This is a genomic window from Mesorhizobium sp. P2_E9 (assembly GCF_056403815.1).
The window spans coordinates 133,279-148,964 of the sequence record NZ_JBFUET010000013.1 but is presented as its reverse complement, the minus strand read 5'-3'; the positions used below and the strand labels follow the sequence as shown (position 1 = coordinate 148,964).

Here is a 15,686-nt window from a genome sequence, read left to right as displayed (position 1 = left end):
GGTTCAGGCAGCCAGCGGCAGGCGCAGCTCAGTCAGCAGCCCGCCGTCCGGATGGTTGGACAGGCGGATCTCGCCGCCGGCGGCACGCGCTATGTTGCGGGCGATGGTGAGGCCGAGGCCAAGACCACCGGTCTGGCGGTTGCGGGAATGCTCGAGGCGCACGAAGGAACCGAACACGGCATCGATCTGGGCCTGCGGTATGCCCGGTCCTTCGTCGCGGATGGTGAGCGTGATCGTGCCGTCCGAGCGGTGCAGGCTGAGATGCGCCTTCTTGCCGTAGGTGACCGCGTTCTGCACCAGATTGGTGACGCAGCGTTTGAGCGCCACCGGCCGCGCGATGCAGATTAGGCCGCGCGAACGGGTATCGTCATTGTCGAACGAGACCTCCGGATAGGGGTCGGCGATCGATTCCACCAGCGACCAGAAATCGATGCGCTCGGTCTTTTCCTCGTTGACCTCGAAAGTGGCGAAGTCGATCACGGAACTGGCGATGCTCTCGACATCGGCAAGATCGTGCGCCAACGCCTCGCGAACCGCCGATTTGCGCAACAGTTCGAGCCGCAGCCGCATGCGCGTCATCGGCGTGCGCAAATCATGCGCGAGCGCCGCGGCCAGATGTTCGCGGTCCTCGACATATTCACGCAACCTCGCCTGCATGGCGTTGATTGCTCTGGCGGCGGCACGAACCTCGCGGCTGCCCGACTCGGCGATCGGCGGGCTCTTCAAGTCTTTGCCGATCCGGTTCACGGCGGTTTCCATCATCCGGTAGGGCGCGGTCAGCCGGCGCAGCGACCAGATCGACATGATCACCACCAGTCCGGCGATCAGCGAATAGAGCGGCAGGCTGTCGAAGCTCAGGATCGGGCCAACGGGCGTGATCGGCTCGGTGAAGTTCAGCCACTGGCCGTCGGCGAAGCGCAGCGAAGCCGTCAGCTTGTCGCTCTGGGCGAAGTCGGCGGCCAACACCAGAAGGTCGCGCTCGACCTGGCCGATATCGGGACCGGATACGGTGCCGCTGGCGTCGTCGGCCTCGCGCGTCGCCGGATCGCGCCGCACGCGCGCGTCGGTGACGCCGAACTTCGACAGCCGGCCGACAAGGATGTCCTCGAGTTCGGCCAGCTCATCGTCGCCGGCGATCGAGGAGGTGACGGCGGGCGTGTCCGAGACGGTAAGGGCGTAAGTCGCGTTGAACAGGCCCGCCGCGGTTGCCTTGCGCTCCTCGGGCGTGGCGCCGCTCATCAACTGCACCAGCGAGAAGGCGCGGTCGTTGAGACGATAGAGATCGACCACATCGTTGGCGGCGGCGCGGTCGCGCGACACGATGTAGAGGGTCGCGACCTGGCTGATCAAGAGGCCGGCAATGACGATCAGCAGCACCCAGACAGGCAAGGTCTGCGGCAGGAAACGTCTCATTCGGAGGTTATCTCGGGCAGGAACTGGTAGCCGCCGCTGCGCACCGTCAGGATCAGTTTCGGCGTTTTCGGGTCATCTTCCATCTTGCGCCGCAGCCGGCTGACCAGGATGTCGATGCTGCGGTCGAAGGAATAGTCACTGTCGCCGCCGGAGAGTTCGATCAGCTGGTCGCGGGTCAGCACGCGCTGGGCGCTCTTGACGAAGGTCTGCAGCAGGTTGAACTCGGCCATGGTCAGCTCGACCCTGACATCGTCGGGCGCCGTCAGCCGGCGCCGCGAACAGTCCATGGTCCAGCCGGCGAAATGGTAGATCTGCTTGGTGGTGGCGCGTTTCGGCTCGGAGGTGCCGTTGCGCCGCAGCACGGCGCGGATGCGTGCCAGCAGTTCGCGCGGATCGAAGGGTTTGGGCACATAGTCGTCGGCGCCCATCTCCAGGCCGACCACGCGGTCGGTGGTCTCGGTTACGGCGGTCAGCATGATGATCGGCGTCGTATATTGGGCGCGCAGGTCGCGGCACAATTCCAGCCCGCTCTTGCCGGGCAGCATCACGTCGAGCACGATGAGATCCACCTGCGAGCGGCGCAGGATGGTCTCCATCTCGATGCCGTCGGCGGCAACCGAAGTGTGCAGGCCCCGCTTCTGGAAGAACTCCTGAAGCAGATCGCGGATGCCCTTGTCGTCGTCGACGATCAGTATGTGTGCGTCGGATTTCACGGGGTGCCCTGTCTCGATTGCCGGCCAAGTATTCTGGCTGGTGAGCCACACGATAGAATTCGGGCCATATGTTGGCCAGTGCCTTGCTTTTCAAGGGAGAATGAATTCCCCGCCTTCTCCACATGGAAAGCTATGGCCTCTTCGCGGCGCTCCGGCCAGACACAATCCAGAAACAAAATTCTACAATCGGGAAAAACTCCTGAAAAGGTAAGGCGGCATAACGGTGCCGTGGCGGTCAGGTTATCGGCTGCGACGCTAATCTCCGGGTTCACGGAAAAACCGATGCCAGGCTTGTCGATCAGTTTGTTGGGTGCGTTGCTGGGTCTCGGCCTGGTCACTGCCGCTGTCGGACAATCGGACGCAAAGGCCCCGCTCACCCGGAGCGAACGGTGCGCCAATCTCAGCCACCAATTTGATGAAGCCCTCGAAACCCACGCCACGGCAACGCAGGTCACCGCGGCGAAGGCACTTCAGAGAAAGGGCAACCGGTACTGCGCCGCCAAGAAACAGGCGCAGGGCATCCGGATGCTCGCCAACGCTTTGAAGCTGCTTGGAGTGACGCCGAACGATCCGGTTCAATGACACTCAAAACCTGACCAGCACAAAAAAAGGAAAACGAAGCCATGAAAAAGTCCCTCCTGTCCGCCCTCGGCCTCTCCGTTGCTCTCGCCTTCTCGATGCCGGTTCTCGGCAACGCTGCCGCCACCACGACCGCTGCCCCGGCTGCTGCTGCCACCACGACCACCGCTCCGGCTGCTGCCGCGACGACCACCGCTCCGGCCAAGGCTGCTCCGAAGAAGGTCGCGAAGAAGACCGTCTGCAAGGTGACCAAGAAGCACAAGTGCCCGGTCAAGAAGGCCCCTGCGAAGGCGGCGCCGATGGCTGCTGCTCCGAAGGCTGCACCGAAGAAGCCCTGATCGGTCTAAAGCCTGTTCTATCAAGGCCGTTCCAGCCGCACTGGCTGGGGCGGCCTTCTGCCAAGCATCCGATCGAGCGGCTGAACACCGGCGGCTCACCGCCAGCCACCTCGATCTGACTTAACCCGTTTTCAACGCCGGCCATGTAGGACAATCCGCATGAAGAAGCGGCTTTCGTCCATTTTGCGTTCCATGGTGATTGGCGGCCTCGTGGCCACCGGTGTCGCCAGGGCGCTGATTCTGCTCACCGCCAGCCCCGTGCCCGACCCGGCCAGCGGCCGCACCGAACCCTCGCTGTTCGCGCCGATAATTTCCAGCAACTGGGACTACATTACGCCTGTCCAGGCGTGGCTGCTGATCGTGCTCCTTGCCGTGACGCTGGTCTGCGTTGCCGGATGGCCGATCGCGGCGTGGTTGGAGCGCCGGGCGGATGCCGCCGCGCATCACCGCGTCTTCGGCCGTCAGGGCCGTTGAACCGCGCCCGACAATTCCCCACATGATTGTGAATGATCGGGCTCCCCCGCCGGTGGTCCGTGCGCTAATCAAAATGGACGATCGCTGCTGCCCGCGGCAAAATGCGCGGTGAAGCCCGATCGCGAAACTGTCGGTCCCGATGCCTGAAATCACCACAAAACCGCGTACCAAGGTCAAGCCGCAGACCGAGCGGCCGAAGCTCTACAAGGTCATCCTGATCAACGATGACTTCACGCCGCGCGAATTCGTCGTGACGGTGCTGAAGGGCGAGTTCAAGCTCAGCGAGGACCAGGCGCACCGGGTGATGATCACCGCGCACCGGCTCGGTGTCTGCGTGGTCGCGGTGTTCACCAGGGATGTCGCCGAGACAAAGGCAACGCGGGCCACCGATGCCGGCAAGGCCAAGGGCTATCCGCTGCTGTTCACGACGGAGCCGGAGGAGTGAGAAACGTCCGGCCCATAGGCCGGCAAAAAGCCAACGATTTGGCTTTTTGAGTTTCGAACGCCCGGAGCCATAGCGGAGGGCAGGGGCCGGGCGCGCCCTTCCTTCTCCCCCCTGTGGGAGAAGGTGGCCTCGCGAAGCGAGGTCGGATGAGGGGTGTTCCAGCGGAGTGAGACGTGGTGTTCCCTGGAACACCCCTCAACCGTCTCGGCGCTGCGCGCCGATCCACCTTCTCCCACAAGGGGAGAAGGAAGAGGCTCTCACCGTCCCTCGCGGTACCACATCGAGCCCATTGCCAGCAGCAGCAGGCCGAGGCCGAGGAAGCCGCCGAACAGCGGCACGCGCGAGACGGCCTTGAGCACGCTGTCGTCGGTGGTGCGCAGGCCGATCCAGTCGCTGCCCGACGCTTCGCCGGCAGAGCGCACCGGCACGATGGAAGGCAAGGTCACGTCGCTGCCGAGGGCCGTGGACGAGGCCAGCCGGCGCACGCTGCCGCCGGTGGCTTCCGCCGGCGCCCTCAGCCGGTTCTCGGTGGAGACGACGTCGGCGAATTCCGGCGCATTGACCGGCCCGACATGGGCGAGCGCGGTGAGATCGCCATTGGCGACCTGGAACAGGCCGATCTCACTGGTCTGGACACTGCCCAGGAAGACGCCGGGCTCGGATTTGTCGAGCTTGACGGTCACGGTCTTGCCGGACGGGGTGATGATCTGCGCCGGGCCGGGATCGTCGGCCATGGTCTGGCGGCGGATCTCCAGCACCATGCCGCGCCCCTCGGCGGTCAGCCGCTCTTCCTCGAGTTCGGGCTCCTTCATCAGCCAGTGGGCGATGCGCCGGTAGAGCTGGACATGCGGCCCGCCGCCCTCGAAGCCGCGCGCCCACAGCCAGCCCTGATCGGACAGAAGCATGCCGACGCGGCCTTCGCCCTTGCGGTCGAGCAGGAGCAAGGGCCGGTTGTCGGCACCCTTCATCACGACTTCGCCTTGCGGGTTCTCCACGCCGATGGTGCGGAACCAGCGGCTCCAGTGCGGCGGTTCGGTGGCCGAACCGTCGAGGCCGCGGGTCACCGGATGACGCTGGCCGAGTTCGGTCAGCCGCGGATAGAAGGCCTTTTCGACCACCTCGCCGGTAGGCATCGCCGGCAGGGCCGACATCAGCGGCGTGCGTGCGATCGAAGCCTCGCCGGCATATTCGGGGCCGGCGGCGATCAGCAGCGCGCCGCCCTTTTCAACATATTCGGAGATGTAGTCGTAGTAGAGGATCGGCAGCACGTCGCGGTGCTGGTAGCGGTCGAAGATGATGAGGTCGAAATCCTTGATCTTCTCGACGAACAGCTCGCGGGTCGGGAAGGCGATCAGCGACAATTCGTTGATTGGCGTGCCGTCCTGCTTTTCCGGCGGCCGCAGGATGGTGAAATGGACGAGATCGACCGAGGCGTCGGATTTCAACAGATTGCGCCAGGTGCGCTCGCCCGCATGCGGCTCGCCCGATACGAGCAACACCCGCAAATTCTCGCGGATGCCGTCGACCAGCGCGATGGCGCGGTTGTTGGTGTCGGTCAGTTCGCCCGGTTCGCGGTCGATGGCGAGTTCGATGATGTTGCGGCCGGCGCCGGGGATGGTCACCTGCAGCGGCATTGGCTGGCCGACCGTGGCATGCTCGACCGAGACCTGCTCGCCATTGACCGAGACGCGCACATCGACCGGGCCAGCCTCGTTTTCCGTCGAGATGACGCGGTAGGTCATGTCGAGCGGCTTGCCGACGATGCCGAAACGCGGCGCGTTCTCGAAGCGGATGCGGCGGTCTTTTTCGTGGTCATTGCCGGTGATCAAAGCGTGCAGCGGGGCGTTGAAGTCGGGCGCGGCCGGGGGGGCGTCATGCACTTCGCCGTCGGTGATCATGATGGCGCCGCCGATGCGCGACGGCGGCACGTCGCGGAAGGCGCCTTCCAGTGCGCCGAACAGCCGCGTTTCGGTACGCTCCTCGGCGGCATCGGACTTGCCGGCCTCGACGACGCGGACGTCGAACTGCTTGAAGCGGCCAAGACGCTGCTGCAGCCCGGCCACCGCCTCATCGGTCTGCCTGGTGCGGTCGCCAATGTCCTGGCTCTGGCTGCGGTCGACGATGAGCGCGACAACACTCTTCAGCGGCTCGCGCTCCTCATTGAGGAACACCGGGTTGAACAAAGCGGCGGCGAGCGCCAGCAGGGCGACGAAGCGCAGGACACCGCCTCGCTGGCGAAACCACAGGCCGACAAGCGCAAGCAGCGCCAGCGGCACCAGCACCAGAGCCAGCAATGGCCAGGAGATCAGCGGTTCGAAGGAGATCGCCCAATTCATATCTTACTGCCCCAGCCGTTCGAGCAGTATCGGCACATGCACCTGGTCGGATTTGTAGTTGCCGGTCAGCATGTACATCATGATGTTGACGCCGGCGCGCAGCGCATAGATGCGCTGCATCGGGTCGTTCGGCACGGTCGGCAGCAGCGGGTCGCCATTCTCGTCGACCGCCCAGGCGCCGGCGAAATCATTGGCGGTGATCATGATCGGCGAGACGCCGTCGCCGGTGCGCACCGGACGGTTGTCGGCATTGCTGGCTTCGAGCGATGCCTCGACCCAAAGCGGGCTGCCGGCGAAGCGGCCGGGAAATTCCGGCAGGATGAAGAAGGACTTGGTCAGCACATGGTCCGACGGCACCGGCTCCAGCGGCGGCACGTTGAGGTTGCCGAGGATGTCGCGCAGCCGCTCGGTCGCCGGACTGGTGGAATCGGCGCCGATGCCGTTGGCGAACTGGTCGCGCGTGTCGAACAGCACCGTGCCGCCTTGTTGCATATAAGCGTCGATGCGGGCGATCGCCGCCTGGCTCGGCATCGGTGCCGCCGGGTCGATCGGCCAGTAGATCAAGGGATAGAAGGACAGTTCGTCCTTCGAAATGTCGACGCCGGCGGGTGCGCCGGGTTCGAGCGCGGTCTTCTCGATCAGGAAGCGGGTCAGGCCTTCGAGCCCGGCGCGGCTGATCGAATCGTCGCCAGGCACGCCGGTCAGCACATAGGCGATGCGGGTCTTCGAAATCGCCTCGATAGCTGCATCGTCGCCCGGCTTGGCATCGTCGGCCCGGGCGAAATCGGCATGGCCGAACAATGCGCCAAGCGCAATCAGGATCGCTGCGGTGATGGCCACCGCGCCGGCGCGGCGCGGCCGGCGCGAGAACAGGCCGCCCATCCAGAACACCGCCAGCGTGTCGAGCAGCATAAGCACCAGGGCGGCCGCGACCAGCGAACCCTTCAGATTGCGCGATTCGTCGAAGGCATACTGGATCGTGGTGACCGGAATAGCGATTTGCGGGCGCGCCAGCGGCGCAAGCGTGCTGGCAGTATCGAGCAAATTATGGGCGAAGACGCCGGTCTCGGACCCGTAGAGGCCGGGCGGGTTCTCGAAGGTCACCGGCAGCGCGCCGGCGCCGGGCACCAGCGGCCTCGCATCCGGCGTCGGCGGCACCAGCGAGCCGTCGGCCGCGATCATGCGGTAGGGCGCCAGCGATGTGGCGGCGGCTTCGGCATTGGCGATCGCCGCGCCCTGGTTGCGCGACAGCTGGACGATACGGCGCAGCATCTCGACGAAGCTGCCAGAGATCGGCAGGTTCGACCAGGTCGCCTCCGGCGTGACGTGGAACAGCACCAGCGTGCCCTTGCCTTTCTTCAGTCCGGTGACCAGCGGCGTGCCATCGGCGAGCGCTGCCCATGTACGTTCGACAATATCGGGTGTCGGCTCGGCCAGCACCTGCCTGTTCACGGTCACCTCGGTCGGCGGCGACAGATCGGCGAAGGGGCCTGCCTTGGGAAATTCGGTGACAGGCTGCGGCGACGTCCATGACAGCGCGCCGCCCAGCGAACGCTCGCCGGTGCGCAGGCGGACCGGCAGCAGATCGTCATCATTGCCGGCGGCCGCCAGCCGCGAGCCGGCGAAACGCACCAGCGTGCCGCCATTGTCGACCCAGTCGACCAGCCTTTGCCGGACCTGCGTCGGGATGGTGCCGACGTCGGCCATGATGATCATCGCCGGCTTCTGGTCGAGGATCTGCGGGATGGCGTCGGCGAGATCGGCGCTCGACGGCTCGACCAGATCGGCGAAAGGCTGCAGCGCGCGCCTGATGTAGTAGAGCGGCGACAGCAGCGGCTGCGCCTGGTCGGCCTCGGCCTGCGACAACAGCCCGACACGGCGGCGCTTGGTGCTTTCGTCGAGCACGCGCACCGCACCCGCCTGGCGCTCGCCGTCGAGCGCGATCGAGGCGAAGTCGTTGCGCAGCTCGAACGGCACCGCCATCGTCCCGGTGGCGGTGGCTTCGCCCGGCGCGAAGGTCAGCGTTGCATCGGCGATGCGGCGCCCTTTGTCGTCGAAGGCGCCGGCGGTGACTTGTGCCGGTGCCGGGTCACCCGGCGCGCGGATGGCGGTGAGCGCAAAGCCGTCGACCTGGTTGTCGGCGCCGGTCAGACCGGTCAGCGAAAGCCGGTCGGCAACGGCCCAGACGACACGAGCTGCATTTTTCGACAACAGCGTGTTGAAGGCGGCCTCGTCGCCCTTGGCCGCCAGGCCATCGGCCAGCACGGCGACGCTGGCGCCGGGCAAGGTCTCCAGCACGCCGGCGACGCGAGCGTAGACGGCGGGCCGGTCGGTCGGGATCGGCCGCGGCTTGGCGGCGCGCAGCCGGTCGAGTGCGGCGGCGGCATCGAAGGGGCCAATCTCGGCATTGGCCTTTTCGGCGGTGAAGGCGATGATGACAGGCACGCCGTTCGAGCCGGCGTCCTTGATCAGCCGCTCGGCGGTGGCGACGCGTTTGTTCCAGTCGGCGGCGCTGGCCCAGTCATTGTCGATGACCAGCGCTAGGGCCGCACCCTCGGCCGGCAGTTTTTCACGCGGGTTGAAGACCGGTTCGGCAAGGGCCGCGACGATGAGGCCCGCCATCAGCAGCCTGAGCAGCGTCAGCCACCAGGGGCTTTGATGCGGTGTCTCCTCGCGCTTCAAGACGCGCGCCAGGATCTTCAGCGGTGGGAAGATTTCGGCCTGCGGCTTGGGCGGCGTCAGCCTGAGCAGCCACCAGATCACCGGCAGCGCCAGCAGGCCCCACAGCACCATGGGGGCGCCAAAGGAGAGCGGCAGCCAGCTCATGCGCCAACCACCTTTCCGGCACGACCGCCGGTGGCGGTCGGCCTGGGCTGACCGCCACCGGCGGTCATGTCGGCACGAGCGGTGGTCGGCCCGGGCTGACTGGTACGACCGCTACCGGCACGACCTGCGGTCGGCCCGGCATAACCGCCGTCAGCGGTCATTGCCATGTGCAGGCGCACCAGCGCGTCGGAGGCGAGCCGATCGGTGTGGTTGACGGTAAAGCTCCAGCCGAGCCGCTTGCACCAGGCGGCCAGCTCCTGACGACGGGCGGTGTAGAGCAGGCGGTATTCGTCGCCCAGCATCTCGGCGCGTCCGGCGGTCAGCTTGTCGCCGGTCTCGGGGTCGGTGAACTCGGTGCGGCCGGCGTAGGGAAAGGTTTCCTCGGCCGGGTCGGCAACCTCGATCAGATGGGCGCGCACGCCGTGGCGGGCAAGCACGTCGAGCCATTCCATCGTCTCTTCGACGGGATCGAGGAAATCGCTGGCGATGACGATGTCGCAGAAGCGCCTGATGTCCGCGAGGTCAGGCTTGGCCGGCAGGTCGCCGACATGCATCAGCTGGGCGGCGATGCGTTCGGCGCCGTTGCGGGCGGTGAAGGGATCGGTCAGGCCCGGCCAGGCGATGCGCTCGCCGCTGCGCGACAACAGTTCGGCCATGGCCAGCGCCAGCACCAGCGCGCGCGATTGCTTGGAGACGCTGGCGCCGGTCGATTTGTAGAGCATGGAGGGCGAGGGGTCGGCCCACAGCCACACCGTATGGGCGGCTTCCCATTCGCGGTCGCGCACATAGGTATGGTCGTCGCGGGCCGAGCGGCGCCAGTCGATGCGCGAGGAATCGCCTTCGACATAGGGCCGGAACTGCCAGAAATTCTCACCGATGCCGCGCTTGCGGCGACCATGCCAACCGGCGATCACGGTGTTGACGATGCGGCGCGCCTCGACCAGCAGGTCGGGCACAAGCGAAGCCCGCAACCGGCCACGGGCGAGCGCGTCACGCGTCGCTGCCGGAGCCTGGACTTCGCCGATACGCGCCATCAAATTCCTTTCACGAGCTTTGCCACCACGTCGCGCACGCTGGTGCCTTCGGCGCGGGCGGCGAAGGTCAGCGCCATGCGGTGCTGCAGCACCGGTTCGGCCAGAGCCCGCACATCGTCTACCGATGGTGCCAGCCGCCCATCGTAGAGCGCGCGAGCGCGGGTGCACAGCATCAGAGCCTGGCTGGCGCGCGGGCCGGGCCCCCAGGCGACATGCTTGTCAGTCTCGGCATTGCCCTGGCCGGGACGCGCCGAGCGCACCAGGGTCAGGATCGCCTCGACGACGCTTTCGGGAACCGGCATGCGGCGGATCAGCGTCTGGATTTCCTTCAGGCGTGCCGGCTGCAGCACGTTCTGGGCCTTGGCGTCCTCGATGCCGGTGGTCTCCAGCAGGATGCGGCGCTCGGCCTCGATTTCGGGATAGAGGATGTCGACCTGCATCAGGAAGCGGTCGAGCTGGGCTTCGGGCAGCGGATAGGTGCCTTCCTGTTCCAGCGGATTCTGCGTCGCCAGCACATGGAAGGGCGCCGGCAGGTCGTAGCGGGCGCCGGCAATGGTGACATGGTATTCCTGCATGGCCTGCAGCAGCGCCGACTGGGTGCGCGGCGAGGCGCGGTTGATCTCGTCGGCCATCAGCAGCTGGGCGAAGATCGGCCCGGAGATGAAGCGGAAGGAGCGCTTGCCGGTCTCGTCCTGCTCCATGACCTCGGAGCCGAGGATGTCTGACGGCATCAGGTCGGGCGTGAACTGGATGCGGCGCGAATCGAGGCCGAGCACGATGCCCAGCGTCTCGACCAGCTTGGTCTTGGCGAGGCCGGGAACGCCGACCAGTAGCGCATGGCCACCAGCCAGGACCGCCACCAGCGTACGCTCGACGACGTTCTCCTGGCCGAAGATCACCCGGCCGACCCCGTCGCGGATCCTGGAAATGTCGGCCAGCGCCTTCTCGGCCTCGGCGACCATCTCCGTTTCGCTGATCGGGCTTTCCTTGACCATCACGCTCATGCCGCATCGATCCCTTTGGTTGGAAATACCGGCCCGCATCATATCATAGGTTGCCGCGATTCGGCCTCGCGTAGCGCCTATGGTCGAACTTAAATCACAGACTTAGGCTGACAAGCGGAACAACAGTGACTATTTCGTGACGATGGCGGAACACGACGAACATCGCGAACAAAGCCTTACGAGCGCCACCGAGGCGCGCGGCCTGGAGGCGTTGATCTCGCGCGCGGCGCGTGCCGGCAAGGGCGCAGCACCCGTCGAGCGCTGGAATCCCGACTTTTGCGGCGATCTCGACATGGAGATCAAGGCCGACGGCACCTGGTTCTATCTGGGCACGCCGATCGGGCGCATGCCGCTGGTGCAGCTTTTCTCCTCCGTGCTGCGCAAGGACGCCGATGGCAGGACCTATCTGGTGACGCCTGTGGAAAAGGTCGGCATCCGCGTCGCCGACGCGCCCTTCGTCGCCGTCGAAATGGATGTTTCGGGCAGTGGCGACGAACAGATCATCACCTTCCGCACCAATGTCGGCGACGTGGTCGAAGCCGGGCCGGAGCGGCCACTGCGCTTCGTCGACGAGAACGAGACCGGCGGTCTGAAGCCCTATGTGCTGGTGCGCGGCCGGCTGGAGGCGCTGGTGGGGCGGCCTGTCATGTATGAACTGGTCGGGCATGGCGAGGAGATCGAAATCGGCGGCAAGACGATGTTTGCCGTGCGCTCGAAGGGCGCTGTGTTCCCGATCATGCCGGCGGACCAGTTGAAACGGCTGAGCGCATGATGGACCAGGCATCGTCGGTGCCGTTTTCGTCGGCGGATTTTCGCGCGCGCTTTGCCGTGCAGCCGGACGCGCATGCCAGCGACGACTATGGCGACCATCGCTTCAATCCGGGCCATCCACGCCTCAACCAGGGCAAGCCGCTGCGCAATGCCGCAGTGCTGATCCCGGTGGTCGATCATGATGGCGAGGCGACGGTTTTGCTGACCAAACGGGCCGAAAAGCTGCGGAGCCATTCGGGACAGGTGGCCTTCCCCGGCGGCACCATCGATTCCAACGACGCCAGCCCGGAGGCGGCGGCGCTGCGCGAGACCTTCGAGGAGATCGGCCTCGGCCAGGACCGCATCGAGGTCATCGGCCGCATGCCAGACTATGTCGCCGGCAGTGGCTACCGCATCGCACCGGTGCTGGGCATCGTGCAGCCCGGCTTCCAGCTGAGCTTGAACGCCGAGGAGGTCGATGCCGCCTTCGAAGTGCCGCTGCGGTTCCTGATGGACCCGGTGAACCACAAGCGCGACAGCCGTATGTGGAACGATCTCGAATGGTTCTTCTACGACATGCCCTATGGCGACCGGCGCATCTGGGGCGTCACCGCCGGCATCATCCGTACGCTCTATGAAAGGCTCTATGCGTGAGTGTTTCGATCGCGGGCAGGGCCGACTGGCTCGCCGACAAGCATTTGCAGCGCCTGCTTGCCGCCCTGGCTGAAGGCGGTGAAGAGGCGCGTATCGCCGGTGGTGCCGTGCGCAACACGCTGATGGGCCAGCCGGTCGCCGATATCGACATCGCCACCACCTGCCTGCCTGAGGAAACCATCCGCCGCGCCGAGGCGGAGGGCTTCAAGGCGGTGCCGACCGGCATCGAGCACGGCACGATTACGGTGGTCGCCGGCGGAAAACCCTATGAAATCACCACCTTGCGCGCCGATGTCGAGACCGACGGCCGCCGCGCCAAAGTGTCGTTCGGACGCGACTGGAAGCTGGATGCCTCGCGGCGCGACTTCGCCATCAATGCACTCTATGCTGAGGCCGATGGCCGGGTCGTCGACCTTGTCGGCGGCATCGCCGACATCGAGGCGCGGCGGTTGCGCTTCATCGGTGATGCGGAAGCGCGCATCCGCGAGGATTATCTGCGCATCCTGCGCTTCTTCCGCTTCTTCGCCTGGTATGGCGAAGGCCGGCCTGACGCCGAGGGGCTGAAGGCCTGCGCCCGGCTGAAGGAGGGCCTGGCCCAACTCTCGGCGGAGCGCGTCTGGTCCGAACTGAAGAAGCTCTTGTCGGCGCCTGACCCGTCGCGGGCGCTGCTGTGGATGCGGCAGGCAAGTGTGCTGACCACCGCGCTGCCGGAAAGCGAGAAATGGGGCATCGATGCCATCCATGGGCTGACCAAGGCCGAGAAGGATCTGGGCTGGATGGCCGATCCCATGCTGCGGCTGGAGGCGATCGTGCCGCCCGATGCCGCGCGCATGAAGATACTCGCCGAGCGGCTGAGGTTTTCGACCGCGGAATCAGACCGTTTGCGCCACTGGGCACTCACCACCGCCGTGGAGCCGAAGACGACCGAGGGCGAGCTGGCGAAAAGGCTTTATCGCGGCGACAAGCAAGGGTTTGTCGATCGCCTGCGGCTGGCGCTCGCTGCCGCGCGGGTGCGGGCTGTCGAGGACAATGCGGCGCTGCTCGAAGCCGGCGGCTTTTCGCGCCTGCTGGCCTTCGCGCTCAAATGGGAAAAGCCGGTGTTCCCGCTGAAAGGCGCCGATGTGGCGGCGCTCGGCGCAACGCCGGGGCCGAAACTGGGCGAAATCCTCAAGAACCTCGAGGCGGAATGGATCGAAGCCGGGTTTGCGCCCGATCGCGGCGCGCTGCTCGAACGCGCGGCAAAGGCGCTGGAAACCTAAAGCGTCGCACTCGAACGGATACAGGCGACGCGCTCGTCGAGCGAAGCGCTACGCGCCTACCTGATTGCTACGGGAGCCAGGGCGCGTGAGAGGCTCGCCTCTCCCTTGCCGTAGACGGATGCACTGTAGTTGACCAGCGTGTCGGTACGAGCCGTATTGAGCAGATCGTTGGTGATCTGGGTCGGCGTGGCCTTGGTGAATTTGCTGCCGATGATCGCCGCGTATCCTGAAATGATCGGCGCGGCGAAGGACGTGCCGTAAAGGCCGGTCTTGTCGCCGGTGACACCCACGACGAGGAAATGGCTCTGCACAGCCGTGTTGGAGCCGGCGTAGTTGGAATACCAGGCAAGCTGGGCCTTGTTGGACGTCGTGCCGTTGGTGGACAGCGCGCCGACGAAAATCGCCGAGGGTTTGCCGATCAAGGCGATGTCGAGATAATCCTGCTGGCCGCCGGTGACGCCGCCCACGGCAACCGAGTCGTTGCCAGCCGCCTTGGAGACAGCGGCCAGCCCTTTGGCGGCGTAGGAGATGATCGAAGCTTCCTCCGGTGCCCACCCGATCTGGTTTGAGCTGTAGCCCGCCTTGGCGTACATGCCGTAGCTCAGATTGAGCACGTTCAGGCCGCTCGCCAGCGGGACGTATGAACCGGTGGTGAAGTCTTTCGACCTTATGGTCGCCAGTGGCGCAACCATGCTGGCTTCCTCGCGGGTCCATTCACCGTGCCGCTGGGTTTGAACCCCGAGGCCGAAATTGCCGGAAAAGCGCGACGAACTGCTGAAGTCGTCGACCATGGTAATGGTGACGCCCTTGCCCTTGTAGCCTGCCGCCCACGCGGCGCCGACGTCGGGGCTCATCCAGTTCTGTAGCGCCTGCGTCGCCGGTGCGGCTGGGATCGTCGCGCTCACGCATATGGATCCGCCACCGTGGCAGAGCGCGGCCATTTCATCAGCGTCGAGGGCCTCCTGCGCCGATGCGAATGGCGCCGAAAGGATGACAAGGGCGGCGGCGAGGCCGAACTTCATGCAAGTACCCGACATGTTCCTACTCCAGTCAGACAAGAACCAAGATGAGCGATCGCTTTCGGGGCGAGATAAATTCTGCATTTGCAACCTCGCGGCGATCAGAAAGTAACACGGTAATTCAACCAGAGATGCTGGCTTTCCGGTTTAGCATTAACCAGATATTTCAAGGTTTCCTCAGGCGCCATCTGGCTGGCCGCGAGCCGGCAATTGACGCTGTAGCTGCCCAGATCGCCATAGTCGGCTTCGCAGGACTTTTCGGTGAGCTTGCCGCCGAAGGTCGTGGTGAACGACAGGGAAAGGGTACTGTTGGGATTGGGATGCATCTGGGTGAGGAAGCCAAGCTTGAGGCTGGGCTCGATCCGATACTTCTCGCCCTCTTCTCCAGTCCCGAAACCCCAAAGGATGCCGGTATCCTCGGTGACCTGTGTCAGCAGGTCCACATGCATGTCGACCCAGCTCGCGCGGTACCATTGGTTGAACGAGACAAAGGTTCCGTTCTGCAGTTCGTAACCGCCATTGCCCAGGCCCCTCGCGCGATCGCTGAGCGCCGAACCCTGGTGGATGTCGACCAACGATGTCGTCATTTCCTGGGCAATAGACGGGGATGCCCCGACGAGCGCGCAAAGCAGGAGCGCCGCCGTGCCGAAACGCACTCGATTGCCGGACTTTTCGCGCATGCGCGAAACACCTCGCCCCACCGTCCGGATCAGTGCCTGGTGGCGACGGGCTTCTCTGGCAGCCCACTGTAGCCGGATTATCCGCGCGACATTGGCACGGGTTCGGTTACCGCAGGGTTTACTTTAGCGGAGGCAAATATAATTTTTCGACCTGAAAAAATC

Annotated in this window: 15 protein-coding genes; 7 read left to right on the top strand and 8 right to left on the bottom strand. The window is 65.4% G+C overall.

Translation table 11 applies throughout. The annotated features are described in order from the left end of the window. Positions 1 to 3 precede the first annotated feature (3 nt). Together AC1D05_RS23605 and AC1D05_RS23600 are read right to left on the bottom strand one after the other, a co-directional pair. Positions 4 to 1,413, bottom strand: coding sequence for an ATP-binding protein (locus AC1D05_RS23605; protein WP_477444149.1), 1,410 nt, complete (start codon positions 1,411 to 1,413; stop codon positions 4 to 6). Next, positions 1,410 to 2,126 carry a response regulator gene (locus tag AC1D05_RS23600; RefSeq protein ID WP_477444148.1) on the bottom strand — a complete coding sequence of 239 codons (717 nt, stop codon included), beginning with the start codon at positions 2,124 to 2,126 and terminating at the stop codon, positions 1,410 to 1,412. Before AC1D05_RS23600 ends, AC1D05_RS23605 begins: the two co-directional genes overlap by 4 nt. 282 nt (positions 2,127 to 2,408) lie before the next feature. Between AC1D05_RS23600 and AC1D05_RS23595 the strand changes: the two genes are divergently transcribed. From AC1D05_RS23595 to clpS, 4 genes are all read left to right on the top strand, one after another. Further along, the gene (locus AC1D05_RS23595) at positions 2,409 to 2,708 is read left to right on the top strand and encodes a hypothetical protein (RefSeq protein ID WP_032931440.1); all 300 of its coding nucleotides are present in this window, start codon (positions 2,409 to 2,411) and stop codon (positions 2,706 to 2,708) included. A 41-nt stretch (positions 2,709 to 2,749) separates the two neighbouring features. Beyond that, positions 2,750 to 3,043, top strand: a complete 294-nt coding sequence (locus tag AC1D05_RS23590; protein ID WP_477444147.1) for a hypothetical protein — start codon at positions 2,750 to 2,752, stop codon at positions 3,041 to 3,043. 159 nt (positions 3,044 to 3,202) lie between these two features. Next, positions 3,203 to 3,517 (top strand): hypothetical protein, encoded by a 315-nt coding sequence (locus AC1D05_RS23585; RefSeq protein WP_027044010.1) that lies wholly within the window; start codon positions 3,203 to 3,205, stop codon positions 3,515 to 3,517. A gap of 139 nt (positions 3,518 to 3,656) precedes the next feature. Continuing rightward, positions 3,657 to 3,962 carry an ATP-dependent Clp protease adapter ClpS gene (gene clpS, locus AC1D05_RS23580; RefSeq protein WP_027044011.1) on the top strand — a complete coding sequence of 102 codons (306 nt, stop codon included), beginning with the start codon at positions 3,657 to 3,659 and terminating at the stop codon, positions 3,960 to 3,962. Between the two features lie 257 nt (positions 3,963 to 4,219). Here clpS and AC1D05_RS23575 read toward each other — a convergent pair whose 3' ends face one another. Genes AC1D05_RS23575 through AC1D05_RS23560 form a run of 4 tightly spaced genes read right to left on the bottom strand, consistent with a single transcriptional unit; the run spans position 4,220 to position 11,162 of the window. Next, a complete protein-coding gene (locus tag AC1D05_RS23575; protein ID WP_477444146.1) occupies positions 4,220 to 6,298 on the bottom strand; it encodes a hypothetical protein in 2,079 nt (692 codons plus the stop codon). A gap of 3 nt (positions 6,299 to 6,301) precedes the next feature. Then, positions 6,302 to 9,124, bottom strand: coding sequence for a DUF4159 domain-containing protein (locus AC1D05_RS23570; protein ID WP_477444145.1), 2,823 nt, complete (start codon positions 9,122 to 9,124; stop codon positions 6,302 to 6,304). After that, complete coding sequence (locus AC1D05_RS23565) at positions 9,121 to 10,158, bottom strand: DUF58 domain-containing protein (RefSeq protein WP_477444144.1); 1,038 nt, start codon at positions 10,156 to 10,158, stop codon at positions 9,121 to 9,123. Before AC1D05_RS23565 ends, AC1D05_RS23570 begins: the two co-directional genes overlap by 4 nt. Continuing rightward, positions 10,158 to 11,162 carry an AAA family ATPase gene (locus AC1D05_RS23560; protein ID WP_027044016.1) on the bottom strand — a complete coding sequence of 335 codons (1,005 nt, stop codon included), beginning with the start codon at positions 11,160 to 11,162 and terminating at the stop codon, positions 10,158 to 10,160. Before AC1D05_RS23560 ends, AC1D05_RS23565 begins: the two co-directional genes overlap by 1 nt. A gap of 142 nt (positions 11,163 to 11,304) precedes the next feature. Between AC1D05_RS23560 and AC1D05_RS23555 the strand changes: the two genes are divergently transcribed. The 3 genes from AC1D05_RS23555 to AC1D05_RS23545 are packed head-to-tail and all read left to right on the top strand — an operon-like array spanning position 11,305 to position 13,825. Continuing rightward, a complete protein-coding gene (locus tag AC1D05_RS23555) occupies positions 11,305 to 11,934 on the top strand; it encodes a DUF1285 domain-containing protein (RefSeq protein WP_477444218.1) in 630 nt (209 codons plus the stop codon). Beyond that, positions 11,934 to 12,566 carry a CoA pyrophosphatase gene (locus AC1D05_RS23550; protein WP_477444217.1) on the top strand — a complete coding sequence of 211 codons (633 nt, stop codon included), beginning with the start codon at positions 11,934 to 11,936 and terminating at the stop codon, positions 12,564 to 12,566. Before AC1D05_RS23555 ends, AC1D05_RS23550 begins: the two co-directional genes overlap by 1 nt. Next, on the top strand, positions 12,563 to 13,825 hold the full coding sequence (locus AC1D05_RS23545) for a CCA tRNA nucleotidyltransferase (RefSeq protein WP_477444143.1): 1,263 nt from the start codon (positions 12,563 to 12,565) through the stop codon (positions 13,823 to 13,825). Before AC1D05_RS23550 ends, AC1D05_RS23545 begins: the two co-directional genes overlap by 4 nt. A gap of 56 nt (positions 13,826 to 13,881) precedes the next feature. Here the strand turns inward: AC1D05_RS23545 and AC1D05_RS23540 are convergent, their stop codons facing one another. Together AC1D05_RS23540 and AC1D05_RS23535 are read right to left on the bottom strand one after the other, a co-directional pair. Beyond that, positions 13,882 to 14,862 carry a S8 family serine peptidase gene (locus tag AC1D05_RS23540; RefSeq protein WP_477444142.1) on the bottom strand — a complete coding sequence of 327 codons (981 nt, stop codon included), beginning with the start codon at positions 14,860 to 14,862 and terminating at the stop codon, positions 13,882 to 13,884. A gap of 83 nt (positions 14,863 to 14,945) precedes the next feature. Further along, entirely contained in the window at positions 14,946 to 15,524 is a 579-nt protein-coding gene (locus AC1D05_RS23535; protein ID WP_477444141.1) for a hypothetical protein, read from the bottom strand. Between the last annotated feature and the right edge of the window lie 162 nt (positions 15,525 to 15,686).

Coding starts and splice junctions, on each gene's coding strand:
- AC1D05_RS23605 (WP_477444149.1), bottom strand. CDS start 1,413: ATGAGACGTTTCCTGCCGCAGACCTTGCCTGTCTGGGTGCTGCTGATC.
- AC1D05_RS23595 (WP_032931440.1), top strand. CDS start 2,409: ATGCCAGGCTTGTCGATCAGTTTGTTGGGTGCGTTGCTGGGTCTCGGC.
- AC1D05_RS23590 (WP_477444147.1), top strand. CDS start 2,750: ATGAAAAAGTCCCTCCTGTCCGCCCTCGGCCTCTCCGTTGCTCTCGCC.
- AC1D05_RS23585 (WP_027044010.1), top strand. CDS start 3,203: ATGAAGAAGCGGCTTTCGTCCATTTTGCGTTCCATGGTGATTGGCGGC.
- clpS (WP_027044011.1), top strand. CDS start 3,657: ATGCCTGAAATCACCACAAAACCGCGTACCAAGGTCAAGCCGCAGACC.
- AC1D05_RS23575 (WP_477444146.1), bottom strand. CDS start 6,298: ATGAATTGGGCGATCTCCTTCGAACCGCTGATCTCCTGGCCATTGCTG.
- AC1D05_RS23570 (WP_477444145.1), bottom strand. CDS start 9,124: ATGAGCTGGCTGCCGCTCTCCTTTGGCGCCCCCATGGTGCTGTGGGGC.
- AC1D05_RS23565 (WP_477444144.1), bottom strand. CDS start 10,158: ATGGCGCGTATCGGCGAAGTCCAGGCTCCGGCAGCGACGCGTGACGCG.
- AC1D05_RS23560 (WP_027044016.1), bottom strand. CDS start 11,162: ATGAGCGTGATGGTCAAGGAAAGCCCGATCAGCGAAACGGAGATGGTC.
- AC1D05_RS23555 (WP_477444218.1), top strand. CDS start 11,305: ATGGCGGAACACGACGAACATCGCGAACAAAGCCTTACGAGCGCCACC.
- AC1D05_RS23550 (WP_477444217.1), top strand. CDS start 11,934: ATGGACCAGGCATCGTCGGTGCCGTTTTCGTCGGCGGATTTTCGCGCG.
- AC1D05_RS23540 (WP_477444142.1), bottom strand. CDS start 14,862: ATGTCGGGTACTTGCATGAAGTTCGGCCTCGCCGCCGCCCTTGTCATC.
- AC1D05_RS23535 (WP_477444141.1), bottom strand. CDS start 15,524: ATGCGCGAAAAGTCCGGCAATCGAGTGCGTTTCGGCACGGCGGCGCTC.